Origin of the sequence: Neisseria sp. GT4A_CT1 (genome assembly GCF_000227275.1) — a bacterium.
In the GTDB taxonomy this organism is placed as follows: Bacteria; Pseudomonadota; Gammaproteobacteria; order Burkholderiales; family Neisseriaceae; genus Neisseria.
The window spans coordinates 364611-389885 of the sequence record NZ_JH164964.1; the positions used below are offsets into that span (position 1 = coordinate 364611).

Consider the following 25275-nt stretch of genomic DNA (forward strand, 5'->3'; position numbering starts at 1 on the left):
GGGGCGGTCGGGGATGTTTTCGGCACCGATGAGGCGGTATTTGAGTCCGATGATGTGTTTGAGCGACCAGTTGAGGATGCGTACCCAGATTTGCGCCATTTTGTGCGCGCCGCCTTGGACGGGCAGGGCGAGGAGCATGAAGGGGAAAAGTAAAATCAGGCTGGTGCTGAGGATGAACCAGTAGGTCAGGTTGCGGATGAGGAGCATGTTTTTACCTGTCGGATGGGTCGTCTGAAATCTTGTTTGTGCTTGAAACGGGGCGAAACAGAGTTTCAGACGACCTCGTGTATTTACGGGTTTGCCTGTCCGTCTGCACGGTCTTGTGCGGCTTCGTGCATGATGTATTGGGAGAAGGCGAGCAGGCTGTCGAAGATTTGGGTGTTTTCGGGTAATTCTTTTTCCTGTTGCGACAGGGTTTTCTTGCCTTTGCCGGTCATGACGAGCGCGGTTTTGCCTCCGGCTTCGTGCATGGCTTGCAGGTCGCGCAGGCTGTCGCCGACCAGCCAGGTTTCGGCGGGGTCGGCTTTGAAGCGTTCGAGGATGTCGTAAATCATGCCGGGTTTGGGTTTGCGGCAGTCGCAGTTGTCGGCGGCGGTGTGCGGGCAAAACCAGATGCCGTCGATTTCGCCGCCCGCCTGACGGACGAGGCGGTGCATTTTGGCGTGCATTTCGGTCAGGTCTTGGACGGTGAAGTATTTGCGGCCGATGCCGGATTGGTTGGTGGCGACGGCGATGTTGTAGCCTGCCTGCGTCAGGAAGGCGATGGCGTCCATGCTGCCTTCGATGGGTATCCATTCGTCTACGGATTTGACGAAGTCGTCGCGGTCTTGGTTGATGACGCCGTCGCGGTCGAGGATGATGAGTTTCACGGTTGCTCTCCGACTGTGGATGCCAAATTGTTTTTCCATTGTTCAAACGCTGCTTGGAAGACGGGTTTGAGGCGTTTGTAGATTTCGGGGGTGTTGGGGACGTGGTAGAAGCTGCCGAGCGACGGGGTGTCGAGGGTGCGAACGTAGTCTTCTAAAAATGCGCCGTAGCCGTCTTCTTCATTGTCGTAGTAATAGGAGGTGAATTTCTGCCCTTGTTCGGTGAAGTCGTCGGGCGTGAGCGCGCCGTCCATGTGTTTGAGCAGGAAGCGGCGGCCGCTGGTTCTGCCTTTGAGCATATTGGCGAAATCTTCCGCGCTTTCGGGGGCGGTTTGCCAAACGGGATTCGCCAGCCCTGCCTGCGCCGCCCATATCCAGTACATGCCGATATGCGTGGCGGCGTTTTCGGACGGCAGGCCTTCGGGATATTCTTCGTCTAGGTGGAAGCGGATGTTGTCGTACATGGACGGTCGTGTGCTGTGATTCGGAGGGTGTTTATTGTAACGGAAAACGGGAGAGGTCGTCTGAAATCTGTTTTCAGACGACCTCCGGGGTGTCGATTTGCTTGTCAGCCTTTGAACACGGGGACGAGTTCGAGCTGGCTCAATACCTGCGCGGCGATGTTGATGACGCCGAAGAGGAAAACCCAAACCATCAGTCCGAATCCGCCGTAAATCTTGTAGTTTTTGCCTGCGCCGAATTTTTTGCGCGAACGGTAGAGTAGCATGGCGGGGATGATGCCGGTCCAAATGGTTGCCGCCAGACCGACGTAGCCTATGGCGGTAACGAAGCCTGTTGGATACAACAGACAGAAAATCAGGGGCGGCAGGAAGGTGAGGGCGGCGGTTTTGGTGCGGCCGGACACGCTGTCGTTCCATTTGAAGATGTCGGCGATGTAGTCAAAGAGGCCGAGCGTTACGCCGAGGAAGGAGGTGGCAATCGCCATGTAGGAGAAGAGGGTCAACACTTTGTCCATGCTGCCGGTTTGGGCGAACTTGGACAGGGTTTCGATGAGGACGGAGACTTGCCCTTCGGCGGCAATCACGGGGGCGAACTCGCTGCGCGGCAAGTTGCCTTGGATGGCGATTTGCCACAGGACGTAAATCACAAGCGCAATCAGCGTTCCTGCCCAGAGGGATTTGGCCACTTTGGGCGCGTCGCCTTTGAAGTATTTGAGCAGGCTGGAAACGTTGCCGTGGAAGCCGAAGGAGGCGAGGCAGACGGGCAGGGCGGTGGCGACGTAAATCCAATAGCTCGTGCCTGCGGGGGCTTGGGTGTCGAAGAGGACGGGCAGTTTGGCATCGGCAATCAGCCCGCCGGTTGCCCAGATGAAAGTCAGCACCATGCCGCCGATGAGAACGCTGGTGAAGCGGTCGACCAATCGTGCCGATGCCCACACGCAAAAGGCGAGGATGCCGAAGAAGACAAGTTGTCCGACGGTCAGAGGGATTTTTACACCGAACGCGCTGCCCAGCCCTTTGGCAGTTAAGTCGCCGCCGACGAAGATGTAGGCGTAGGTGAGCAGGTATAAAACGAAGGCGACAGCGATGCCGTTGATGGCGTTCCAAGTCGGGCCGAGCAGGTCTTTGACCATGGTGTCGAAGCTGGCGCCGTGTGGATAGTGGGTGTTGACTTCAAGGATCATCAGGCCGCTGGAGAGCATGGAAAACCAAGTGTAAAGCAACACAATCAGCGAGCCTGTGAACCAGACGCCGGAGGTGGCGGTCGGGTTGGCAAGCATGCCTGCACCGATGACCGTACCGGCGATAATCATGGCGCCGCCGAAAAGCGACGGGGTTTTGACGGACATGGAATTCTCCTCGGAAAAACAGTCCGCCATTATGCCGTAAAGTGTAAGGATTGGTAAGGAGGTCGTCTGAAAATTGCAGGGGCATGATAGGCAGTAGGGAACTTTTCGGGCAGGGCGGCGGCGTGTGGATGAGGACGATTTAATTTTTTGAAAGATAGGGAGAAACGGCGGTTTCTCCTTTTTTGTTTGGTTGGGTTGAAAAAGGGTTTTCAGACGACCTTTTGCTTGAAAATGCCGAATTTACATATTTATACGGCATTTTATGGCTAATTTTTCTCTAATTTTGCCTTCCTAGAATGCGCAACCCTTACAGAGGCCGCATCCGAAACAGGGTGCGGTAACAAAAAAACAGACGACACATCAAGCAGAAAGGAAGCCGCATGAGCCAATCATATGAAGTCATTTTTGAAAATAACCGCAAATGGCAGGAAACGAAGAGGCAGCAATGCCCCGATTACTTCAAAGACCTCGCCGACGGACAAAATCCCGAATACCTCTACATCGGCTGCTCCGACAGCCGCGTCGCGGCGGAAGAACTGATGGGATTTGAGCCGGGCGATGTGTTCGTGCACCGCAACGTCGCCAACCTTGTGCACGGTTTGGACATGAATGCCGCTTCCGCTATCGAATACGCCGTCTCGCATTTGAAAGTCAAACACATCATCATCTGCGGCCACTACAACTGCGGCGGCATCAAAGCGGCGATGCTGCCCGAAGATTTCGGCACGATGAATCCGTGGTTGAGCAATATCCGCGACGTGTACCGCCTGCATCAGGAAGAACTGGACGCGATTGAGGACGGACACCTGCGCTACGACCGCCTGGTCGAATTGAACGTGCAGGAGCAGTGCCTCAACGTCATCAAAATGGCATGCGTGCAGGAACGTTACCTGCTCGACGGCTATCCGATCGTGCACGGCTGGGTCTTCGACCTGCGCACTGGCCGCCTCATCGATTTGAACATCGACTTCAAAAACATCCTCGCCGACATCCAGAAAATCTACGACCTTACCGATTCCGAATGGGTGGTCAACGCGCGCAAGAAAGCGGGTTGATGGCTTGGAGGTCGTCTGAAAAGCAGTTTGAACAAGCGTCCTGATTTTTCAGACGACCTTGATTTGCCCCAAACCTCTCAAATACAAAAACATACACACATCAGGAGTACCCCTCACCATGAAACCCCATCAGAAAAAACAACCTTTGGGCAGCCTGTTTAAGTCCAATTTCGCTTCCGGACTGGTCGTCTTCCTCGTCGCCCTGCCGTTGTGCCTCGGCATCGCGCTTGCTTCCGGCGCGCCGCCGTTGTCCGGCGTATTGGCGGGCATCGTCGGCGGCATCGTCATCGGTTCACTCAGCACCTCGCATATCAGCGTTTCCGGCCCTGCCGCAGGCTTGGCGGCGATTATCCTTGCCGCGATTACCGAACTCGGTTCGTTCGAGCTGTTTCTGTGCGCGGGCTTAATCGCCGGTGCCATCCAGCTTTTGCTCGGCTTCATCCGCGCCGGCAGCCTTGCCGAATACATCCCCGTGTCCGTTATCGAAGGCATGTTGGCGGGCATCGGCGTGATTATCATCATGAAACAGATTCCGTTTGCCTTGGGCAGCAGCGGCAGCCTCGCCGACCCCGCCGCCCTGTTCGCCGACATTCATGCTGGCTCCCTTTTGGTAGCGGGCGTGTCGATGGCGATCCTAATCGTATGGGACAAAATTCCCGCGCTGAAAAACATCAAAGCCCTGCCCGCCGCGCTGGTTGCCGTGGGCGCGGGGATACTGATGAACCAATGGTTCGTTGCAAGCGGTAGCAGCCTTGCCATTCCCGCCGGACAACTCGTCCAACTGCCCGTCCCCGACACATGGCGCGAAGCCGCAGCTATGCTCACGCTGCCCAACTTTTCAGGTTTCGGCAACAGCTACGTCTGGATGACCGGCATCACCATCGCCATCGTCGCCTCGATTGAAACCCTGCTCTGCATCGAAGCCGCCGACCGCCTCGACACCCGCCGCCGCATTACCGACACCAACCGCGAATTGCGCGCGCAGGGCGCAGGCAACATCGTCAGCTCGCTCATCGGCGGCCTGCCCATCACCTCCGTCGTCGTGCGTTCGTCCGCCAACGCCAATGCAGGCGCGACGCACAAACTGTCTGCCGTTATCCACGGCGTCTTGTTGTTGGTGTGCGTTTTGGCGATTCCCTTTATCCTCAACATGATCCCCCTGTCCACCCTCGCCGCCGTTTTGCTGCTGGTGGGCTACAAACTGGCGAAACCCGCCACTCTCCTGCATTTCTGGCATAAAGGGCTGTACCAGTTCATCCCCTTTGCCGCCACCCTCGTCACCGTCGTCGCGCTCGACCTGCTCAAAGGCGTCGGCATCGGGCTCGCCATCAGCATTATCTTCATCCTTCAGGGCAACATGAAACGCGCCTACTACCTCAGCCGCGAAGAACTCGCCGAAGCCGACGAAATCAGCTTGGAACTGGCGGAAGAAGTCTCGTTCCTGAACAAAGCCGCCATCAAGAAAACCCTGAAAAACATCCGTCCGGGTTCGAAAGTAACCATCAACGCCGAACGCTCGTCCTACATCGCCGGCGACGTATTGGAACTGATTGAAGACTTCGCCAACGTCTTCGCTAAAGAAAACGACATAGACGTCGTGCTCAAAGGCTTCAAATCCGACTACGACCACGAAGGCCGTGACCACCACAGCCATGTGCGGGTAGGGCACAGCGCGAGTATTTAGAAGTCGGGTTGGAATGAGTAGGAAAAGAAAGAGGCCGTCTGAAAAAACCTGTTTGGGGATTTTCAGACGACCTCTTTAGCAGATGCAAATGGAAAATACCGGCTTCGTCATTCCCGCGCAGGCGGGAATCTAGGTTTTGGAAGCTATGGAAATCTTTAAAAATTGCAGCGGCCTTTTGGAGTCTGGATTCCCGCCTGCGCGGGAATGACGGAGGCTGATGAATCGGCTGTTTTGTCCGACAGAAAAGAAACATAACGAAATATTTAAGAAACAGCAGGATTCGCGGGCAAAGCCCACGCTACACCGTCGGGCAACGCCTAAAGTTGGAGAAAACCCATAGCGGAATTTTTTGTGTTGATTTGTGGGATAACAATCGTAGCGTGGGCTTTGCCCACGAGAATTCGCCCCTCTCCCGTTCGGCGGGAGAGGGTTGGGGAGAGGATGGTTCTTGCCCTTTATGCTGTATATCCGCAAACCACCTCCATCCTAACCTTCCCCCGCCGGACGGGGGAAGGGATCAGGTTGCTGTAACTGAAAAAGGTCGTCTGAAAAACCTATTTCGAGCTTTTCAGACGACCTTTCATCTATATTTCAAACACTATCTAAATCAGCTTTTGCTGCTTCAACTCATTCTTCAGATACGCATAATAAACCGGTGCGACGATGATGCCGCCGACGCCGAAAATCCGTTCGAACACGACCATCGCCACCAGCAGTTCCCATGCGCTTGATTCGATTTCCGAACCGATGATTTTCGCGTTCAGGAAGTATTCGAGCTTGTGGATGACGACCAGAAACACCAGCGAGGCGACCGCTACATATAAAGACGCGCCGAGGCTCAAGATGATAATGATGGTGTTGGAAATCAGGTTGCCCGCGACGGGAATCAGCCCGACGATGAAGGCGATCACCAACACGGTTATTTTAAACGGCAACTCGACGCCGAAAAGCGGCAGGATCAGATAGAGGTACACGCCCGTCAGCGCGGTATCGATCAGCGAGATTTTGACCTGCGCCAGAAACACGCGCTCGAAGCTGGTTTCGAAGTTCACAATCCGCCACACCAGTTCTGCCTTGAAGGGCGGCATTTTGCGGCGGTTTTTGCGCATGTTGAGGCGGTGGAAACTGAGCATCGCGCCGATGATGATGCCGATAAGGATATACACGAACGAGGTGAAGCTGTTTTTGCTGATGCGCGTCAGCGCGGCGCTGTATTCTTCAATCAATTTGACCGCATAGGCTTTGATTTCGGCGGTATTGTTGGGCAGCATGTTCAAAACCGACTGCGGCAGGCTGCTGCTGTTTTTCGTGTCTTCCAGAATCGCCGCCAGCTTGGTCAGCATCACGGTGATGTGCCCGCCGTGAATCAGGTGGTAAATCCCCAGCGACATCAATAGGATAACCGTCAATACGATGCCTATGGTCAGCGTGGTCGAAATCAAGTTGATATTGTGCGCGTTGAGCGATTTGTGCAGAAACGTATTACGCGCGAGCGTACGGCGGCGCAGCCAGAGAATCAGGCCGTTGGTCTTGGTGATGAAGACGTAGGTCAGTATCACGGCGAGCAAAAGCGGCAAAAAGTGGAAATACAGCACCGCAAGCAGGGCAAGCCCCATCAGGATGTAGGATGCATTGCGGAATCGGGGGTGTTCGAAAATCATCGGATGTAATGCCATGAAATATATAAATTTAAACAATCAAGCTATGAGGTGCGATTAATAAAGCAGGACAAGGGGGTTAACCCTCCTTTTGAAACTTTATTTCAATTTCGCTCGAGCTGACTTCGGTTTACAAACAAACCGTTACAATAAAAACTCAATCGCACCAAGTGGTTATGCGGTTGTCTTTACGCAAATTGCCATTTGGCATTTGACGGAATGATTTTATCAGACAAATTTCCCGAAAGGATATTACACATGAAAACATTGTCTAAATTGACCTCTCTCGTTCTTGTTTCTGCCGGTTTGATCGCTGCTCCTGTGGCTATGGCCCAACCTGCTTCCGGCAAAGCCGCTAAAGCAGAACACGTTCACAAAAAAGCCAACAAAGCTAAAAAACAAGCCAACGACCTGAAAACCGACAAAGCTGCTGAAACTGCTGCACCGGAAGCCGAAGCTGCCAGCCCGCTGACCGGTCAAGGTAAAACTACTACCGAAACTGCACCTGCTGCCGCCCAAGAACAGGCTCCTGCTGCTAAATAAGTAGGATATAGTGGACTGAATTAAAAGAGGGATTCTGTTCCCCGCGCACCGTTTTGATGGTTGTCGTCCTTTTTGAATTTAGGCCATTAGAAATCTCGCAGGCTGATGTCTGCATATTGTGAAAAAGGTCGTCTGAAAAGATTTCAGACGACCTTTTTCATTTTTATCCGACAATGGCCGCAGATGCTTTTATAGTGGATTAAAATAAAAATGAGACAAGGCGGCAACGCCCGCCGTGTACGGGTAGTACATAAGGGCGTTGGCAACGCCGTATCATTGCAATTTTAATCCACTATAATCCGTTTCCTGCCATTGTTTCGCCTCTTTTATATCTTGTTCGATTTGCCGTTTCAATGCTTCGATATTGCTGAATTTTTGTTCGTCACGCAGTTTGTGCAGGAAACGTACTTTCAAACGTTGTCCATAAAGATTGCCTTCAAAATCAAACAAATGGACTTCAAGTTTTTGCGAATTGTTGCTGCTGACGGTCGGGTTGAGTCCGAAGCTGGCAACGCCGCGCCGTGTGCCGAATGTACCGTCCGCTTCGATGACGAATACGCCGCGCAGGGGATAGCGGTGGGGCGGAAGTTGGATGTTGGCGGTAGGGGCGTTGATGGTTCTGCCGAGTTTTTTGCCGTGTTTGACTTTGCCGCTCAAAACGTAATCGTGGCCCAAAAGTTTTTTGGCGTACGCCAAATTGCCGTCTGTCAAGGCTTCGCGCACGGCTGTGCTGCTGGTGCGGATGTCTTCGACGATGACGGAAGGCGTGCGTTCGGTTTGTATATCGCTTTGCTGCTTCAATAAGTCGAAACAGCCTTCGCGTCCGGCGCCGAAGCGGAAATCGTCGCCGATAAGCAGGTAGCGTGTGTGGAGTGTTTGGCGCAACAGTTTGTCGATGAAATCCTGTGCGCTCATATCGGCAAATTCTTGGTTGAAACGCAGCACCCATACGGCGTCGATACAGCCGGTATCGCTCAACAAATCCAGCTTGGTACGCAAAGGGGCGATGCGGCATGGGGGCGTAAAGCCTGCTTTTAGGGAGAAGAATTCTTTGGGTTGCGGCTCGAAAATGACGACGATAACGGGAAGGTTGCGCGAATCGGCTTCGTTTTTGAGTTTTTGCAGGATGTGTTTGTGACCGAGGTGTACGCCGTCGAAATTACCGATCGTGACGGCCGCTCCTTGCGGAAAATCAGGTGCATTGTGCTGACCGAGTCGGATTTTCATGGGCGGTGTGTGCAAATAGTGGAATGGTCGCGTATTGTAAACGTTATTGGTGTTTCTATAAACAGGGCGGCGAGGCGGGGCGGGCGCATTACCATCTGCCGGTAAATGTTTTTTTCGGGTGCCAGAATTTCCATTTTGAAAACGGCGTGATGCGTAAAGTTCCGCCGTTTTCACCGTCGGTGCTGATAGACAGATTTTTCAGACGACCTTGCGAGACTGCCTGCCAAAGCGGGGCAAACCAGCGGGTTTCCCAGCTTTCTAAAATTTCTTGGTATGTCTGAATATCGCCTGTTTGCTCCGTAACAGCCAAGTCGTCCAGAAAAATGACAGGGTTGGCGGGATGAATGCTCGATTCAGCAACCGCATCCAGCCAAGCCTGAAAATCATAAGGTGCATCCAAGCGGGGGTCGTCTGAAAATTGCGCCCAAATGCTGTCGGAAGCGACGAAGTCCGCAGATCGCAGCCCCGTTAAATCCTGCCACAGCCAAAGACCGTTGATTGTAGGGGTGTCGTTTTGAGTGCGGACGGCGTTGAGCGGGTGTTGGTGCAGCCACATTTGAATTTCAGTCTGCATTCCCAACCATTGTAAGGCGTCTTTTCCATCAGCTTGGTCCGCCGAACCGATTTGTCCGTAGATATCCAATACCGGCGCAATCCCCCAATCGCTTTCCGATGGCAAAGTAATCAGCCACAAATCGGGACGGACAGGCAGAAAATGCCAACCCTCTTTGCTGTAAAACTCAGACAGTTCCAAACATAATCGAGCGGCTTCTTCTTTTGTGATTTGCAGATGTTCGCCGCTGACTACGCTGACTTGGTGCAACCCCATTTGCTGCCATATCGGGCTGGCAAACGCTGCCGCCTGATGCGGTGGAATCCCCGCCATCTCTTTGACTTGGGCCAACAAGCTTCCCTTCCATAAATGCCGGCGATAAAAATCAGACGGCTTCATTTCTTGTTTATGTAATAACCCATATCGCAAGATTTGGTTAAAAGCAGGAAGCTGGAGAGGAGGGAGTGTCTCATCTTTTTGACGGTTGAGAGAGGGGAGAGCAAGCGTCAGATTCATGGCGGTGGTCAGAACGGAAAAAGCTTATTTTACGCGAGAAAATACAACATACTCAAAATAACCAATGTCATTATCAGGTCGGATGATGGATGACGTTTTTGAGTTGGAAGTGTGCATATGTTATAATCAAGTTCTCGTAAATTTCAGAAAAAAGGGGTGTAAATCAAAAGAATAGCCCCGATAATCATGCTCGGTTCTGAGTAAATTTGATTGTTTATTTTATTCACTTGGTATATATATTGTCTGGGAGAGACCGTAAACACGGTTGATAAGATAAACAATTAAACTCAATAATTTCAAATGACATAAGAAATGCGGTGGTAGAGTGATTATTACCGCATTGAAGGATAATGCGTGACTAAAACAACTCGATTTTCATTCATGCGCCGTTTCTGGCACAACAAACCCGTACGTTGGTCGTTGTTGGGCATCCTGCTGCCTGTGTCAGGAGTAATGACTGCCTATGCGGTCACTGAGCCGGTTTCCAATCCTCAAGGCATTGCGTTGGAGCGGATTTCTGAGGAATTGCCCGCCGTTTATGTTGAAACCAACAATTTCCAGTCCAGCTATTGGGCGCAGGAAGTTGTCCAACAGGGCGACTCCCTTGCCGACGTTTTGGCGCGTATGGGTGTGGCGCAGACCGACATCAAACAGATCATGGCGAAAAACAGCGCAGATCAAAATATGCAGCATTTGCGCGCCAACCAATCCGTCAACATCCGTGTCGATTCATCAGGTCAGGTAACGGACGTACAATTCTTTACCGATGAAGAATTGGAACGAAACCTTGTCGCGTTGGAAAAAGTCAAAGGCAAATGGCAGCTGTCTACTTCTGAAGTAGATATGAAAGTCATGCCCACTTTGCGCTCTATCGTTGTACGGACTTCCGCACGCGGCGCGATGGCGCAGGCCGAAATACCTGTCGAAATCCGCGAGTCACTCAGCGAAATTTTCTCTGACGTGCTGAGCTTGGAGGATTTGCAGGAAGGCGATGTCGTGCGTCTTCTGTACAACAATATGTATTTCCGCGGCCAGCAAATGGGTACCGGCGATATTCTGGCGGCTGAAATCGTCAAAGGCGGGAAAACTTATCAGGCTTATTATTACAGCCAAGGCAAAGGCGACGAAGAGAGCGGCAGCTATTATGACCAAAACGGTAAATCCCTCCAGCAAAAAGAGGGATTCAATATCGAGCCGGTCGTCTATACCCGTATTTCCTCGCCGTTTGGCTACCGGGTTCACCCCGTCTTGCATACCGTCCGTATGCATACCGGTATTGACTATGCCGCACCATCAGGTACGCCGATTAAAGCATCTGCCGACGGTGTGATTACCTTCAAAGGCTGGAAAGGCGGTTATGGCAATACCGTCATGATCCGACACTCTAATGGCGTTGAGACGCTTTATGGTCACATGAGTGCATTTACGCCGGCGGAAGGTAATGTCCGGGCAGGTGAAGTGATTGGTTTCGTCGGTACAAGCGGACGCTCAACCGGCCCCCACCTTCACTATGAAGCGCGCGTGAACGGTCAGCCGGTTAATCCGACGACTGTTGCATTGCCGACTCCAAAACTGACGCCTACCAATATGGCAGCATTCCGCCAACAGCAGAAAACTGCCAATACCATGCTTGCCGCAGTGCGCGGTTTGCCGGTATCGGTTGCACAGTTGGACTGATAGGATTGTCTGAACAAAGGTCGTCTGAAAAATTTCAGACGACCTTTTTGTTGATGTTCGGTGCGGTTGATACGGACTATTCGCATCAATATTTTTAGCTTAATTTTTAGCTTACTTTTACCCCGTTCTTGATATTGCGGGCTGAGGATTGGGATAAACAAATGTATTCGATAACAAAATCCGCTATAATTCGTCCCCGTCACGTTTTAAGAAACAGCGTTCCCTGAAAACAACATTGAAGGGGCTCATTCTCGAAAACAATCGTTTTTTCATCAAACAGCTTGAATGAATGCTGCTTTTTATGGTATAAATCACGTTTTACTATTTTAGAAGTTTGGAGACTAACCATGGCACGAGTTTGCAAAGTGACCGGTAAGCGCCCGATGTCTGGCAACAACGTATCACACGCCAACAACAAAACCAAACGTCGTTTTTTGCCTAACTTGCAATCACGTCGTTTCTGGGTAGAGAGTGAAAACCGCTGGGTTCGCCTGCGCGTTTCTAACGCTGCATTGCGTACCATTGATAAAGTAGGCATTGACGTCGTATTGGCTGATTTGCGTGCTCGCGGCGAAGCTTAATTTAAACTGTTAATTAAGGATTACTGCAATGCGCGATAAAATCAAACTGGAGTCAAGTGCAGGTACTGGTCACTTCTACACCACTACCAAAAACAAACGCACTATGCCCGGCAAACTGGAAATCAAAAAATTTGACCCTGTTGCCCGCAAACACGTTATCTACAAAGAAACCAAATTGAAATAATCCGGTTTCTGAATACTAAAAACCTCTGTCTGACAGAGGTTTTTTTCTTGGTTTCTTGTATTTGATTCAAGTATAGTGGATTAAATTTAAATCAGGACAAGGCGACGAAGCCGCAGGCAGTACAGATAGTACGGAACTGATTCACTTGGTGCTTCAGCACCTTAGAGAATCGTTCTCTTTGAGCTAAGGCGAGGCAACGCCGTACTGGTTTAAAGTTAATCCACTATAAAAGCCGAAATCGGAACCTTGCGGCTGAAAGAGGTTCAGACGACCTTGAATCATACTGATGATGTCAGTATTTCGGCATTGAGCAGCCTTCGTTCGCAACGATAGAACATTGAGAGCTGCCAGACGCTCGACATTGTCGTAGTGCATCAGCCTCCGCAAGACCGGGTTCTTTTGCGCTGGGAAAGGCAGTCCATTTTTTACCAGACTTGCCTTGAGCAACGGCAATGCAACCATTCCGAACCCAAACAGCCACTTTACATGGTGCATTACGACCACCTTGTTCACAGTTTTTGATGGCTGCTTTTTCTGCTGCCGCACGGGAATCCATATCAATCGCACCGCCTGAAACTCCAGTTTTGTTGTTGGTAGCCCATGCACCATATTTTGAAGGGACATCGATATTAACAATTTCCGTAGGCTGTTTTCGTTGGTGCTGACGAGATGACGCACAGTTGGGATTGTAGCCATACTGACATAATGCCGAATTATTTTGTAATGCGCCTCTGGTTGCATCATAGGTTGGGTCAGCAGCATAAACATTAAGGCTAGTCAGTCCCAACAATATAAAAAGCAATTTTTTCATTACCAGTCCAATCTTTTATAGTGGTTTAAAGTTAATCCACTATATTTTTTGAAAATATTTTAATGCGGAAATAGCAAGTTAAAACCTGTTTTCTGTTTTCAGACGACCCATTTGGCTTGCAGGGGCAGTATTTTCTTTCTTCTGTCCACCGTGTTTCAAATGCTTTTGATAAGCGGCGACATAGCCTGCTTTGGGTAGTCCTGCTAAGACGCCGATATGGGCTGCGGCGGATTTTGCCAAAGGTTCGAGTGTGTAGCCGCCTTCCAGTACGGAAACGATTTTGCCGGGGCAGCTTGATGCAGCTTGGATGATTTTGTGGGTCAACCAGGCGAAATCGGCTTCGTGCAGGTTCAGACGACCTGTTTCGTCTTGTTTGTGTCCGTCGAAACCTGCGGACAGTAAGACCAGTTCGGGTTTGAATGCGGTCAGTTTGTGCAGCCATTGCTCGCGTACGGTAGTGCGGAAGACGCGGCTGCCGGTGTTGGACGCGAAAGGCAGGTGCAACATATTGGCGCCGTTGGCGGAATGGTTGGTTTCGGGAAATGGGAAGAGGTCGGTTTCAAAAAGGTTCATAAACAGGACGCGCGGGTCGTCTTTGAAGATTTCCGCTGTGCCGTCGCCGTAATGGATGTCAAAGTCGATGATAGCGATGCGTTGGAGTCGATATTCGGCGATGGCGTGCATGACGCCTGTTGCGACATTGTTTAATAGGCAGAAACCGCCGGCTTTATCGCTGTGTGCATGGTGTCCGGGTGGGCGGATGGCGCAAAAGGCGTGCCATGCTTTCTTATTCATCACCATATCTACCGCCTGAACGACAGCCCCTGCGGCGTAACGGGCGGCTTTGAGCGAACCATGGCTCATGACGGTATCGTCGTCGATGCGGTAGATTTTGTCCGGTTGGGGCTGGCAGGCTTCGAGCGAGCGCAGATATTTGCGCGGGTGAACCAAGGCGAGGCGGGTATCGCTGATTTCTTCGGCTTCGGCAGTTTGAAGATGCCGCCAAATATCCTGACGTTTGAGCTCCGCCTCGATAACGGCAGTGCGTTCGGACGAGTCGGGGTGACCTGTGCCGGGTTGGTGTTGCGCAAAAACGGGATGAGAAATCCAGACCGTACGCGCATTTTTACCCAAGAGGCGGCGTAGGCGCGTACGCAGTCGTCGAATGAGTTTTTTCATGAGGAAAAGGGCGCGGGGCTTGTCGTTGGTAGGAAGGAATCAGGTTTTAAATGTCGTTGAAACTTCATTTTCAGACGACCTGACATGATAAATATGGTTAATAAATAGGGAAAGGCTTGGAAATTTTTCAGACGACCTTTAGAATAGCTTAATTTTGCGGCTGTACCAATGCTTTTTTCTGTCGCAAGCAGTGTTTTACTTAATTTTAATCTCTTAGAAAACGGATAAATTATGGAACAATCAGTTGTGGCCCAATTTGCCCCTTTAGTGCTGATTATGGTGGTGTTCTACTTCCTGATCATGCGTCCTCAACAAAAGAAATTCAAAGCACACCAAGCCATGCTTGCCGCTTTGAAAGTCGGCGATAAGGTTGTTTTGGCAGCAGGTTTCAAAGGCCGTGTTACCAAAGTTGGCGAACAGTTTTTCACTGTGGACATCGGTCAAGGTGCAAAAATCGAAGTCGAAGTGGAACGTAACGCGATTGCCGCCAAAGCCGAGTAATCCGTATTTTTGCTAAGAGCCGCCTCGGAAAGCTGAGCGCGGCTGTTTGTCTTCATAATAAATCGAAGGTTTACCATGAACCGTTATCCTTTATGGAAATACCTGCTGATTGCGTGCACGATTTTGGTTGCCGTAGTGTATTCGCTGCCCAACCTTTTCGGTGAAACGCCCGCAGTGCAGGTATCAACCAACCGACAAGCCATCATCATTAACGAGCAGACCCAGTCCAAAGTCGATGCCGCGCTGAAACAGGCAGGTATTCAGACCGACGGGATATTTATTGCGAACAACTCGCTGAAAGTGCGTTTCAAAGATACTGAAACCCAGCTTAAAGCCCGCGATGTTATCGAAAACACTTTGGGCGATGGCTATATCACCGCGCTTAACCTGTTGGCGGACAGCCCCGAATGGATGGCCAAAATCGGTGCCAACCCGATGTTTTTGGGCTTGGACTTGCGCGGCGGCGTGCATTTCACCATGCAAGTGGATATGAAAGCCGCGATGCAGAAAACGTTTGAACGTTATTCGGGCGACATCCGCCGCGAGATGCGCCGCGAAAAAATCCGTACCGGAACCATCCGTCAGATTGGAAACGGTTTGGTTGTCCCGATGCAGGACGCTGCCGACGTACAGAAAGCCATGCCTAAGCTGCGTCAGCTTTTCCCTGAGGCAAATTTGAATGCCGACGGCAATAACATCACGCTGACATTGTCCGAAGAAGCGATTAACAAAGTACGTTCCGATGCGGTGAAACAAAACATCACTACTTTGCATAATCGCGTCAATGAGTTGGGCGTGGCTGAGCCTGTCATCCAGCAATCCGGCCTCGACCGCATCGTCGTACAGTTGCCGGGTGTACAAGATACTGCCAAAGCAAAAGATATCATTGGCCGTACCGCGACTTTGGAAGTACGCATGGTGGAAGACGACCCTGTCAAAGTGCGCGAAGCTTTGGAAGGTAATGTTCCGAGCGGTTTCGAGCTATTGTCCAGTGGTGGCGATCATCCTGAAACCTTGCTGATTAACAAACAGGTTGAATTGACCGGCGACAACATCAACGATGCGCAGCCGGGTTTTGACCAAATGGAAAAAGCAGTTGTCAATCTGAGTTTGGACAGTGCAGGCTCCAATATTTTTGGTGAATTGACTGCTGCTAATATCAGAAAACGTATGGCAATGGTGTTAATCGATCAAGGTAAATCTGAGATCATTACTGCGCCTGTTATCAACTCTGCCATTACTGGTGGACGTGTACAAATTTCCGGCAGTATGACGACTGCGGAAGCCAATGACATTTCTCTGTTGATGCGTGCCGGTTCTCTCGCCGCACCGATGCAAATCGTGGAAGAGCGCACCATCGGTCCGTCTTTGGGTAAAGAAAACATTGAAAAAGGTTTCCATTCGACCTTATGGGGCTTTACCGCCGTTGCTTTGTTCATGGTGGTTTACTACCGCCTGATGGGTTTCTTCTCGACCATCGCCCTGAGTACCAACATCTTGTTCTTGGTCGGTATTTTGTCTGCCATGCAGGCAACGCTGACGCTGCCCGGTATTGCCGCATTGGCGTTGACGCTGGGTATGGCGATTGACTCCAACGTATTGATTAACGAACGTATCCGCGAAGAGTTGCGCGAAGGCGTGCCGCCGCAACAGGCAATCAACCTCGGTTTCCAACACGCATGGGCAACCATTGTCGACTCCAACCTGACCTCGCTGATTGCCGGTATCGCCCTCTTGGTATTCGGTTCCGGCCCGGTTCGCGGTTTTGCCGTCGTACATTGTCTGGGTATCCTGACTTCGATGTACTCATCCGTCGTCGTTTTCCGTGCCTTGGTTAACTTATGGTACGGACGCCGCCGCAAATTGCAGAACATTTCCATCGGCGCAGTATGGAAACCCAAAGCCGAAACAGCGGCTGGCAAGGAGTAAGACATGGAACTCTTTAAAATCAAACGCGACATCCCGTTTATGAGCTACGGCAAACTGACGACCTTTATTTCGTTGGTAACCTTCATTGCCGCCGTATTCTTCCTCGTTACCAAAGGTTTGAACTTCTCCGTCGAATTTACCGGTGGTACCGTGATGGAAGTGCAATATCAGCAGGGCGTGGACGTCAACAAAACCCGTGAAAAACTCGATACCCTGAAAATGGGCGATGTCCAAGTTCAGGCGTTAGGTACGAATAAACACATCATGATCCGCCTGCCCAACAAAGAAGGCGTAACTTCCGCACAGCTTTCCAATCAGGTTATGGAATTGCTGAAAAAAGAGCAGCCTGACGTTACCCTGCGCCAAGTCGAATTTATCGGCCCGCAGGTCGGCGAAGAGCTGGTGACCAACGGTCTGATGGCATTAGGCTTCGTCGTGGCCGGTATCATCGTTTACCTGTCGATGCGCTTTGAATGGCGTTTCGCCGTATCCGCCATCATCGCGAATATGCACGACATCGTGATTATTTTGGGCTGCTTCGCCTTCTTCCAATGGGAATTTTCACTGACCGTGTTGGCGGGTATCCTTGCCGTATTGGGTTATTCCGTAAACGAATCCGTCGTCGTCTTCGACCGTATCCGTGAGAACTTCCGCAAACCGAGCATGCGCGGACATACCGTTCCGCAAGTCATCGACAATGCGATTACCGCCACCATGAGCCGTACCATCATCACCCACGGCTCGACCGAGGCAATGGTCGTTTCCATGCTGGTGTTCGGCGGCGCAGCGTTGCACGGTTTCTCAATGGCATTGACCATCGGCATTGTGTTCGGTATTTACTCTTCGGTATTGGTCGCCAGCCCGCTCTTGCTGATGTTCGGTCTGAGCCGCGAAAATATCGCGAAGGAAGTGAAGAAAAAAGAAGAAGTCGTGGTCTGATGGCTATGATTGCGATTTGAAGGGGTCGTCTGAAAACTTGGCAACAGGTTTTCAGACGACCTTTTTGTTGCGCCATCAAACATGGCATTCAAACCGGCTTTGTGCTATATAGAGGGTTCGTTTTGAACGGATAGGCTTGCTCCTGCCAAACTGAAGAGAATCGCTTATCAAGACTTTAAGCGTTAGTCAATCAGTTTGCACCATCTGTCCAGTATTTTCCGAATATAGCCTGTATCGTTTTGATGGTTCCACAAGGAATCCCGTCTAAGATGGATTCCGTTGTTTCAAATGAATTGAAAGATAAAATATGGATGCTTTACAACTTTTGACCACACGTCGTTCATCTAAAAAACTTACCGCTCCCGCGCCGAATGCGGAACAGCTCGAATATATGCTGCAAGCGGCTACGCAGGTTCCCGACCATGGCAATATGCGTCCGTTTCGTTTTACCGTCATTCAAAGCGAGGCAGGCTTGCAACGTTTCCGCGAATTGTTGCGCCAAACGGTTACCGAGTTGAATTTTGGCGATGATGCGATGAAAAAAGCCGAGAAAGTCGGCAATATGGCACCTATGGTAATCGGCGTGACTTTTGCGCCCAACCGCGAAGTGGCGAAACCCAAGCCCGAGTGGGAACAAATGCTGAGTGCGGGCTGCGCTGCTTACGGGCTGCAGCTTGCCGCGTCCGCGCAAGGTTTTGACAATGTGTGGATTACCGGAATGTGGGTCAACAGCCCGCTCTTGCGCGAAGCGTTTGGTTGTGAAGACAAAGATAAAATCATCGGGCTGATGATGGTTGGTTCGCCGACTGAGGCGGGCAGTGGCGCAAAAAATACCGATTTGGAGCAGTTTGTGACGGTTTGGTAAACAGCCTGAAGAATCGGCTTAACACGAGTCTGTATTCTGAAAAGTGAATCGGCGATATAAAAGGTCGTCTGAAAACAGAAAATCCGTTTTCAGACGACCTTTTGTTGTGACATCCTTTGATGGCAAACATCAAGCCGGATTCATGAAGCTTTCGATTTCTTGCAAGGAAATGTCGGGCGTCGCGCCGTGTCTAGAAGCGACTAGGGCGCCGAGTGCGCAGGCGAAGGTAATGGCTTCTTGCGGCTCGGCATTGTTGAGCAGTTTGTAGGTCAGCCCTGCCAAGAAGCTGTCGCCGGAGCCGACCGTATCGGCAACTTTGATGCGGAAGCCGCAGTGGCGGTAGAGTTCGCCGTCTTTGTATAAAATTGCGCCGTGTCCGCCTAAGGTGACGCAGATGGTTTGTGCGCCGGTCAACCGGTTGAGGTAGGCGATGTTTTGTTCGATACTGTGGTAGGGCGAGCCGTAAATTGCGGACAGTTCGTACAATTCGTCGTCATTGAGTTTGAGCATATCTGCACGCTTCATGGTGGTGAGCAGGCGGTCGGTGTCGTAGTGGGGTTTGCGCAGGTTGACGTCGAAGATTTTGAATTTGGCTTTTTCCATCAGTTTGTCTAAAGCCGCACGGGAAATCTCGTCGCGGGTGGCAAGGCTGCCGAACACGAAGGCATCGGATTCAGCGACACGCTGCAAGGCGGCATCTTCGACGACGATGCGGTCCCACGCGCAGGGATATACGATTTCGTATGACGCGCTGCCGCATTTGTCCAGGATGACTTTGACAAGGCTGGTATCGCATTCTTTGCACACTTGCAGCAGGTCGGTATTGACGTTTTTCGCTTGGATTTGGCGCAGCAGCTCTTCGCCGTCGGCATCATCGCCTCGACGGCTGATGATGGCAGTATCGACCCCGAAAGATTGCAAACGGACCAAAACGTTCAGCGGCGCACCGCCCAACACTTTGCCGCTTGGAAAATCGTCCCACAACACTTCGCCGAAACTGGTTACTTTCATTTTAGACCTTCCTTGCTTTGAGTTGATCGGTTGGAACTGCTGCGCTGCGTACGGCTTACCCATCATGTATTTGTAGTAAAACTCCAATACTTAGGCGCGTAAGCATTATGTTTTAAAATCTACCGACTGACAAGCAATCGCGGGTTTATCTGTCAGGAAGTTTGATTCATCACAATATTGCGTTGAAAGTGTTTGAGTAGAAGGGGGATTTTCGGTTTTGTTTTCTTTCGGATTGCCGGTTTTTATCATTCGGATAAGGTGGTTTTTTGAAATTTAAATACAAGTTGTGCGGGCATGTTTTCTTGATTGCCGATGGTATTGAAATTTGGCGCACAATAATCTTCTAGAAAACAAAGGTCGTCTGAAACTTGTTTTTTGGTTTCAGACGACCTTTTATCTTTCGCAAGCCTTAAGCGGCTTCCCAGTAATCGATGTAAAGCTGCAATTCCATCTGATTGCGCCACTCGTTTGCCACGGGGCGGTAAACCGTGCGGATGTATTCGGGGATGTCTTCGCTGCACCGCCAAAACATGGCTTCAAATTCGTAGCCGTCTTTTTGCAGCCAGACTTTTTTATGTTTGCCCTCCGCGCCCAAAGGCTGCTGGCGGATGACGTGAAATTCGTCGGTAAAGCTCGGCGGCGCGAAGCCTTGTCCCCAAACGTGGCGGGCGAGGTTTTGTGCCTGTTCCAACGTGATGTCGCAGGCTTTCAGGCTGCCGTCGGTGATGAAGGTTTGCGACAAATCGTCTTCGCACACCATTTCGCGCACGGCTTCTTCAAAGGCCGTCTGAAACGCGGGAATGTTGTGTTCGAGTATGCTCAAGCCCGCCGCCATCGCGTGTCCGCCGAATTTCAAAATCAAATCGGGATGGCGTTTGGACACCAAATCCAAAGCGTCGCGCAGGTGCAGGTTGGGAATGGAGCGGCCCGAACCGCGCACTTCGCCGTTGTCCGCCGGGGCGAATACGATGGTCGGGCGGTAGAAGCGGTCTTTGAGGCGGCTGGCGACGATGCCGACCACGCCTTGATGAAAGTCGTCGCGGTAGGCGACCAGGGTCGTCTGACCTGAAGGCAGGGTTTCGGGAAAGGCGTTCAGTGCGTCTTGCAGCATGGATTGCTCGATTTCGCGGCGTTCGATATTAAGGTCGTTCAACTGCGCCGCCAATGCCTGCGCTTCTGCGTCGTCGCGCGCCAACAGGCAGGCAATGCCGACCGACATATCGTCCAGCCGTCCGGCGGCGTTGATGCGCGGACCTAGTGCAAAACCCATATCGAAAGGCTGCGCTTTGCGCCAGTCGCGCCGCGCCACTTCAAACAAGGCGCGGATGCCGGGACGCATTTTGCCGGAACGCATCCTTTTCAAACCTTGCGACACGAGGATACGGTTGTTGTGGTCGAGGGGGACGACATCGGCGACGGTGCCGAGTGCGACCAAATCCAAAAGTTCGCCCAGATTCGGTTCTCTAAGGTCGTCTGAAAAATAATCGCGGCGGCGCAATTCGGCACGCAACGCCATCAATACATAAAAAATCACGCCTACGCCTGCCAGACTTTTGCTGGGAAAGCCGCAGCCTTTTTGGTTCGGATTGACGATGATGCAGTCGGGTACGGTTTCAGCGGGCAGGTGGTGGTCGGTAACGATCACGTCCAAACCCAATTCCTGCGCCCGCGCCACGCCTGCGATGCTGGCGATGCCGTTATCGACCGTAATCAGCAAATCCACGCCTTGCGCGGCGGCGATTTCGGCAAGCTCGGGCGTTAAGCCGTAGCCGTGTTCGAAGCGGTTGGGTACGAGGAAATCCACCGCCGCGCCCATCGCTGCCAAGCCGCTCATACCGACGGAACACGCCGTCGCGCCGTCGGCATCGTAGTCGGCGACAATCAGGATTTTTTCCTTGCGCTCGATGGCATCCGCCAGACGGCGGGCGGCGGCTTCGCAATTCGTCAGCGATTGATAAGGCAGAAGGCCGGCGAGTTTGTCGTCCAATTCGGCGGGACTCTGCACGTCGCGCGAGGCGCACAGCCGGGCGATTAAAGGATCGGCACCGGCGGTGAGCAAATCATCGAGGACGTTTTGGTTGACGGGGCGGGTTTGGATTTTGACGGGCATGGTGTGTGGAAATATGTTTGATGTATTCAAGGACGGAAAGGTCGTCTGAAAACAGGCGTAACGAGTTTATTAAAAGCTTGGGGTAAAGCCGTCGCTACCGCCTATCATCATGGCAGGAATGAACAGTATTGGGGTAAGGGCATCAAAAGTGAGCGTCAGCGGCGTCATCAAAATAGTGCCTATTACTTTCCCCGGACTGGTGTATACGCGAGAAGTGGTATAGCCGATGGAGACAGGAATGCTTTGTTCAAATTTGTAGTCGGCGGGCAGGTTTTTCGGGGTGGCGTAGTATTTGCCTTTGGCGTGAACACAGCGGTGGTAGACAGTGTTATTTCTACCTTTGCCGGTTTCAAATGACAGGTTTTTCAGTTTGGCGATTTCATCAGCTTTTTGAGTGTCGTAGCGTAGGCAGAAATCGGTGGTGAAATCGGCTTCTTTTTCATTGTTCACCACAACAGGCAAGGCTTTGAGGTCTTTTTTGTATTTTTTGGCATCGGCAATTTGGAATTTTTTGTCGAGTTTGACATTGAGGATGGGCGTCAGGTCTTTTGAATCTTTGGCATTAATGACGAACCAGTATTTTTCGCCCATCATGACGATGCTGCCTTTTTCAAGTTGGTCATTGTCTTTGTTGACGATACCGAAAGAATGTACTTGGTCGGAAGTAATCGGATGAAAAGTGATTTTTTCTACTTTTTTATCCTCTTCCCACATTTCTTGAGTCATACAGCCGTTTAATGATAAGGCGAGGAGGGCAGTGAGGGCAAGGCGAAGTTTCATAAGTGTAGTCCTTGAAAAGGTCGGTTTGTTTTATTGTTAATAGGGATGTCTGAAAAATGACGGTATATTTTAATAAGATTATATGAAATTTGAAAAGGTCGTCTGAAAACGGGGCGGTGGGATTTACAGAACCCTCAACCCCGTTTTCAGACGACCCCGATATTTATTCTGCCCAATCCTGCGTTTCTTCCGAATCGCTCTGACCGCCTTCCATGACGGATTTGATTTCTTGGAAGAGGGCGCGGAAGTTTTTCGGCGGTTTGTTTTGTTCCTGCTCTTTTTTCGTGTTGCGGATTAAGGTGCGCAATTTGCCTGCGTCGGCATGGGGAAAGTCCGCCATGAATTGGGTGATTGCGTTGTCGTCCGCCAAGAGGCGCGTGCGGGCTTGTTCGATGCGTTGCAAGAAGGCGTTGTGGGCGGTATTTTCGCCGCGCAGTTTGGCGAGGAAGGCTTCGATGGGCGCGGGGTCGGTGTCTCGCATGAGCCTGCCGATGAATTGGCTTTGGCGTTTGAGCGCGCCGTTGGACGTGATTTTTTTGTAGGTAACGACGGCTTCGTACAAGTCTTCGTCCAAGCCGATTTTTTTCAGCGTATCGGTCGAGAGTTTGGTCAACTCCATGCCCAAAGCCTGCAAATCGTTCATCTGCTTTTTCATTTGGGTTTTGCTGACCCATTCGTCTTCGTTTTCAAACATTTTGATAAACCTTTAATTTTGTTTTGGGTATTTTAGCACGTTCGGGCAGTTTCCACGTCAACGCCCTGTCGAAACGGCGTTTTCAGACGACCTTTTGCCTTTGGCGGCGGTATTTTTGCCGAGGTCGTCTGAAAACGGTTAAAATGCCGCAAACCTCTGTCAGGAAACCTTTTATGCTGTTCAACCACACCGCCTCCGAGCTGACCGGCTTATGCGGGCACGCCTTGGATTTGGCAAAAAACATGGGCGCGGCGGCTGCCGAAGCCGACTTTAGCGAATCCATCGGACAAAGCGTCAGCGTACGGCTGGGCGAAATCGAACAAATCGAGTTCCAGCAGGATAAATCGCTGGATATTACCGTGTACGTCGGCAAACGCAAAGGCCGCGCCAGCACCGCCGACTTCTCCGAAAAAGCCCTGCAAGACACCGTCAAAGCCGCTATCGACATCGCCCGCTACACCGCCGAAGACGATTGCGCAGGTCTGGCAGATGCTTCATTGATGGCGCGACACGTCGGCGACCTCGACCGTTATCACGAATGGGATTTAAGCACGGAAGCCGCCATTGAGTTGGCAAAACAATGTGAACAAGCCGCCCTGAGCGCGGATGAACGCATCGAAAACTCCGAAGGCGCAGGCGTTCAGACCGGACATTACCAATACGTTTACGGCAACACCCACGGCTTCACCGCCCACCAACAAGGCACGCGCCACAGCATTTCGTGCAGCATCGTCGCCGCCGACGAAAACGGCATGCAGCGCGACTACTGGTACGATGCCGCCTGCCGCCATCAAGACATGGACAGTCCCGAGCAAATCGGCAAAACCGCCGCCGAGCGTACCTTACGTCGTCTGAACAGCCGCAGCATCCCGACAGGCAGCTATCCCGTCCTCTTCGATACCACCGTCGCAGGCGGCCTTATCGGACACCTCGTCGGCGCACTCAGCGGCGGCGCGCTCTACCGCCAAAGCAGCTTCCTGATCGACAGCATAGGCAGAAAAGTCCTGCCCGATTTCCTCAGCCTGCGCGAAGAACCGCACATCCCCCGCGCCTTCGGCAGCACCTATTTCGATTCCGAAGGCGTCGCCACGCGGCCGCGTTTCGTCATCCGCGACGGCATTGTCGAAGGCTATTTCCTCAGCAGTTACAGCGCGAGAAAGCTCGGTATGCAGACCACGGGCAACGCCGGCGGCGCACACAACCTTTATTTGAACCATACGCACGAAACGCAGTCCGACTTACTGAAAGAAATGGGTACGGGATTGTTGGTTACCGAACTGATGGGGCAGGGCGTGAACACCATCACGGGCGACTACTCGCGCGGCGCGGCAGGTTTTTGGGTGGAAAACGGCATCATCAGCCACCCCGTCCAAGAAATTACCATCGCCGGCCGCTTGCAGGATATGTACCTCGGCATCGTCGGTACCGCCAACGACGCGCTGCGCCGCTCTTCCAACAAAATCGGTTCTGTGCTGATCGAGAGCATGACCGTGGCGGGGGAGTAGGTTTCAGGGCGGGCGGGTCGTCTGAAAGCCACAGTCTCGGCGAAACACTGCCTGAAGACAGGATTTAGTCGTGCAAAACCGTACAAACTGTGGCATAATCCGCCCGTCTTTACAAAAAGACTTCAGGAGTTTGAACGGGTTTCCTGCTCGTCAAACTTGTCCGAACCGAATGACGGTTCTTTTATTTTTCGGAGTTATCCATCATGGCATTGACCGTAGAACAAAAAGCACAAATTGTTAAAGATTTCCAACGTAAAGAAGGCGATACCGGTTCTTCTGAAGTACAAGTCGCTCTGTTGACTTTCCGTATCAACGACCTGACTCCCCACTTCAAAACCAACCCTAAAGACCACCACAGCCGTCGCGGCCTGTTGAAAATGGTCAGTCAACGTCGCCGTCTGTTGTCTTACTTGCGCCGTACTCAACCTGATACATACCGCAACCTGATCACCCGCTTGGGTCTGCGCAAATAATTGCTGCTTTACCGGACACCGCTTGCGAAAGCGGTGTTTTTTCATATGGGCTGACGATAAACAATAGGGCAGGTTTGCCGGGGTCGTCTGAAAAAGGTCGTCTGAAAACATATCCGTCTCTTAA

24 protein-coding genes and 2 pseudogenes are annotated in these 25275 nt (G+C 51.6%); 13 read left to right on the forward strand and 13 right to left on the reverse strand.

Annotation, left to right across the window (positions count from 1 at the left end):
- The 4 genes and pseudogenes from HMPREF1028_RS01635 to HMPREF1028_RS01650 form a co-directional block, all read right to left on the reverse strand.
- Nucleotides 1–207, reverse strand: a pseudogene (locus HMPREF1028_RS01635) (1-acyl-sn-glycerol-3-phosphate acyltransferase); the annotation flags it as partial.
- Nucleotides 208–290: 83 nt separating this feature from the next.
- Complete coding sequence (gene gmhB, locus HMPREF1028_RS01640; protein ID WP_003761702.1) at nt 291–869, reverse strand: D-glycero-beta-D-manno-heptose 1,7-bisphosphate 7-phosphatase; 579 nt, start codon at nt 867–869, stop codon at nt 291–293.
- Nucleotides 866–1330, reverse strand: a complete 465-nt coding sequence (locus tag HMPREF1028_RS01645; RefSeq protein WP_009311070.1) for a hypothetical protein — start codon at nt 1328–1330, stop codon at nt 866–868. Before HMPREF1028_RS01645 ends, gmhB begins: the two co-directional genes overlap by 4 nt.
- 104 nt (nt 1331–1434) lie before the next feature.
- A complete protein-coding gene (locus HMPREF1028_RS01650) occupies nt 1435–2676 on the reverse strand; it encodes an aromatic amino acid transporter (RefSeq protein WP_009311071.1) in 1242 nt (413 codons plus the stop codon).
- Nucleotides 2677–3056: 380 nt separating this feature from the next.
- Here HMPREF1028_RS01650 and HMPREF1028_RS01655 point away from each other — a divergent pair, with 380 nt between their 5' ends.
- Nucleotides 3057–3731, forward strand: coding sequence for a carbonic anhydrase (locus tag HMPREF1028_RS01655; RefSeq protein ID WP_009311072.1), 675 nt, complete (start codon nt 3057–3059; stop codon nt 3729–3731).
- A 118-nt stretch (nt 3732–3849) separates the two neighbouring features.
- On the forward strand, nt 3850–5415 hold the full coding sequence (locus HMPREF1028_RS01660) for a SulP family inorganic anion transporter (protein WP_009311073.1): 1566 nt from the start codon (nt 3850–3852) through the stop codon (nt 5413–5415).
- A gap of 602 nt (nt 5416–6017) precedes the next feature.
- Here HMPREF1028_RS01660 and HMPREF1028_RS01665 read toward each other — a convergent pair.
- Nucleotides 6018–7076, reverse strand: a complete 1059-nt coding sequence (locus HMPREF1028_RS01665; RefSeq protein WP_036528869.1) for an AI-2E family transporter — start codon at nt 7074–7076, stop codon at nt 6018–6020.
- Between the two features lie 255 nt (nt 7077–7331).
- Here HMPREF1028_RS01665 and HMPREF1028_RS01670 point away from each other — a divergent pair, with 255 nt between their 5' ends.
- Nucleotides 7332–7616, forward strand: a complete 285-nt coding sequence (locus HMPREF1028_RS01670) for a hypothetical protein (protein ID WP_009311075.1) — start codon at nt 7332–7334, stop codon at nt 7614–7616.
- Nucleotides 7617–7889: 273 nt separating this feature from the next.
- Here HMPREF1028_RS01670 and ribF read toward each other — a convergent pair whose 3' ends face one another.
- The gene (gene ribF, locus HMPREF1028_RS01675) at nt 7890–8843 is read right to left on the reverse strand and encodes a bifunctional riboflavin kinase/FAD synthetase (protein WP_009311076.1); all 954 of its coding nucleotides are present in this window, start codon (nt 8841–8843) and stop codon (nt 7890–7892) included.
- Between the two features lie 88 nt (nt 8844–8931).
- Nucleotides 8932–9912 carry a hypothetical protein gene (locus tag HMPREF1028_RS01680; protein WP_009311077.1) on the reverse strand — a complete coding sequence of 327 codons (981 nt, stop codon included), beginning with the start codon at nt 9910–9912 and terminating at the stop codon, nt 8932–8934.
- Between the two features lie 354 nt (nt 9913–10266).
- Here HMPREF1028_RS01680 and HMPREF1028_RS01685 point away from each other — a divergent pair, with 354 nt between their 5' ends.
- The 4 genes and pseudogenes from HMPREF1028_RS01685 to HMPREF1028_RS15275 all read left to right on the forward strand — a co-directional run.
- Nucleotides 10267–11589 (forward strand): peptidoglycan DD-metalloendopeptidase family protein, encoded by a 1323-nt coding sequence (locus HMPREF1028_RS01685; protein WP_036528877.1) that lies wholly within the window; start codon nt 10267–10269, stop codon nt 11587–11589.
- A 347-nt stretch (nt 11590–11936) separates the two neighbouring features.
- Nucleotides 11937–12170 (forward strand): 50S ribosomal protein L28, encoded by a 234-nt coding sequence (gene rpmB / locus HMPREF1028_RS01690; RefSeq protein WP_002216391.1) that lies wholly within the window; start codon nt 11937–11939, stop codon nt 12168–12170.
- Between the two features lie 28 nt (nt 12171–12198).
- Entirely contained in the window at nt 12199–12354 is a 156-nt protein-coding gene (gene rpmG, locus HMPREF1028_RS01695) for a 50S ribosomal protein L33 (protein WP_003684373.1), read from the forward strand.
- A 68-nt stretch (nt 12355–12422) separates the two neighbouring features.
- A pseudogene (locus tag HMPREF1028_RS15275) lies at nt 12423–12488 on the forward strand (transposase); the annotation flags it as partial.
- A gap of 158 nt (nt 12489–12646) precedes the next feature.
- Here the strand turns inward: HMPREF1028_RS15275 and HMPREF1028_RS13140 are convergent.
- Together HMPREF1028_RS13140 and HMPREF1028_RS01705 are read right to left on the reverse strand one after the other, a co-directional pair.
- Nucleotides 12647–13165: a DUF4189 domain-containing protein gene (locus tag HMPREF1028_RS13140; RefSeq protein ID WP_009311079.1), complete on the reverse strand. Its 519-nt coding sequence runs from the start codon at nt 13163–13165 to the stop codon at nt 12647–12649.
- A 78-nt stretch (nt 13166–13243) separates the two neighbouring features.
- Nucleotides 13244–14344, reverse strand: coding sequence for a histone deacetylase family protein (locus HMPREF1028_RS01705; RefSeq protein WP_009311080.1), 1101 nt, complete (start codon nt 14342–14344; stop codon nt 13244–13246).
- A gap of 231 nt (nt 14345–14575) precedes the next feature.
- Here HMPREF1028_RS01705 and yajC point away from each other — a divergent pair, with 231 nt between their 5' ends.
- The 4 genes from yajC to HMPREF1028_RS01725 all read left to right on the forward strand — a co-directional run bounded on the left by yajC (nt 14576) and on the right by HMPREF1028_RS01725 (nt 18578).
- Nucleotides 14576–14845 carry a preprotein translocase subunit YajC gene (yajC, locus tag HMPREF1028_RS01710; protein WP_009311081.1) on the forward strand — a complete coding sequence of 90 codons (270 nt, stop codon included), beginning with the start codon at nt 14576–14578 and terminating at the stop codon, nt 14843–14845.
- 75 nt (nt 14846–14920) lie between these two features.
- The gene (secD, locus tag HMPREF1028_RS01715) at nt 14921–16774 is read left to right on the forward strand and encodes a protein translocase subunit SecD (protein WP_003765737.1); all 1854 of its coding nucleotides are present in this window, start codon (nt 14921–14923) and stop codon (nt 16772–16774) included.
- Nucleotides 16775–16777: 3 nt separating this feature from the next.
- Nucleotides 16778–17713 (forward strand): protein translocase subunit SecF, encoded by a 936-nt coding sequence (gene secF, locus HMPREF1028_RS01720; protein WP_003765733.1) that lies wholly within the window; start codon nt 16778–16780, stop codon nt 17711–17713.
- A gap of 307 nt (nt 17714–18020) precedes the next feature.
- Complete coding sequence (locus HMPREF1028_RS01725) at nt 18021–18578, forward strand: nitroreductase family protein (protein WP_003760879.1); 558 nt, start codon at nt 18021–18023, stop codon at nt 18576–18578.
- A 129-nt stretch (nt 18579–18707) separates the two neighbouring features.
- Here the strand turns inward: HMPREF1028_RS01725 and HMPREF1028_RS01730 are convergent, their stop codons facing one another.
- The 4 genes from HMPREF1028_RS01730 to yjgA form a co-directional block, all read right to left on the reverse strand.
- Nucleotides 18708–19589, reverse strand: a complete 882-nt coding sequence (locus HMPREF1028_RS01730; protein WP_009311082.1) for a carbohydrate kinase — start codon at nt 19587–19589, stop codon at nt 18708–18710.
- Nucleotides 19590–19998: 409 nt separating this feature from the next.
- Complete coding sequence (gene recJ / locus HMPREF1028_RS01735) at nt 19999–21699, reverse strand: single-stranded-DNA-specific exonuclease RecJ (protein ID WP_009311083.1); 1701 nt, start codon at nt 21697–21699, stop codon at nt 19999–20001.
- A gap of 69 nt (nt 21700–21768) precedes the next feature.
- Nucleotides 21769–22479, reverse strand: coding sequence for a hypothetical protein (locus HMPREF1028_RS01740; RefSeq protein WP_009311084.1), 711 nt, complete (start codon nt 22477–22479; stop codon nt 21769–21771).
- Between the two features lie 163 nt (nt 22480–22642).
- Entirely contained in the window at nt 22643–23173 is a 531-nt protein-coding gene (gene yjgA, locus HMPREF1028_RS01745; protein WP_009311085.1) for a ribosome biogenesis factor YjgA, read from the reverse strand.
- A gap of 173 nt (nt 23174–23346) precedes the next feature.
- Between yjgA and pmbA the strand changes: the two genes are divergently transcribed.
- Complete coding sequence (pmbA, locus tag HMPREF1028_RS01750) at nt 23347–24678, forward strand: metalloprotease PmbA (protein ID WP_009311086.1); 1332 nt, start codon at nt 23347–23349, stop codon at nt 24676–24678.
- 203 nt (nt 24679–24881) lie between these two features.
- Nucleotides 24882–25151 carry a 30S ribosomal protein S15 gene (gene rpsO / locus HMPREF1028_RS01755; protein WP_003760895.1) on the forward strand — a complete coding sequence of 90 codons (270 nt, stop codon included), beginning with the start codon at nt 24882–24884 and terminating at the stop codon, nt 25149–25151.
- Nucleotides 25152–25275: the final 124 nt, after the last annotated feature.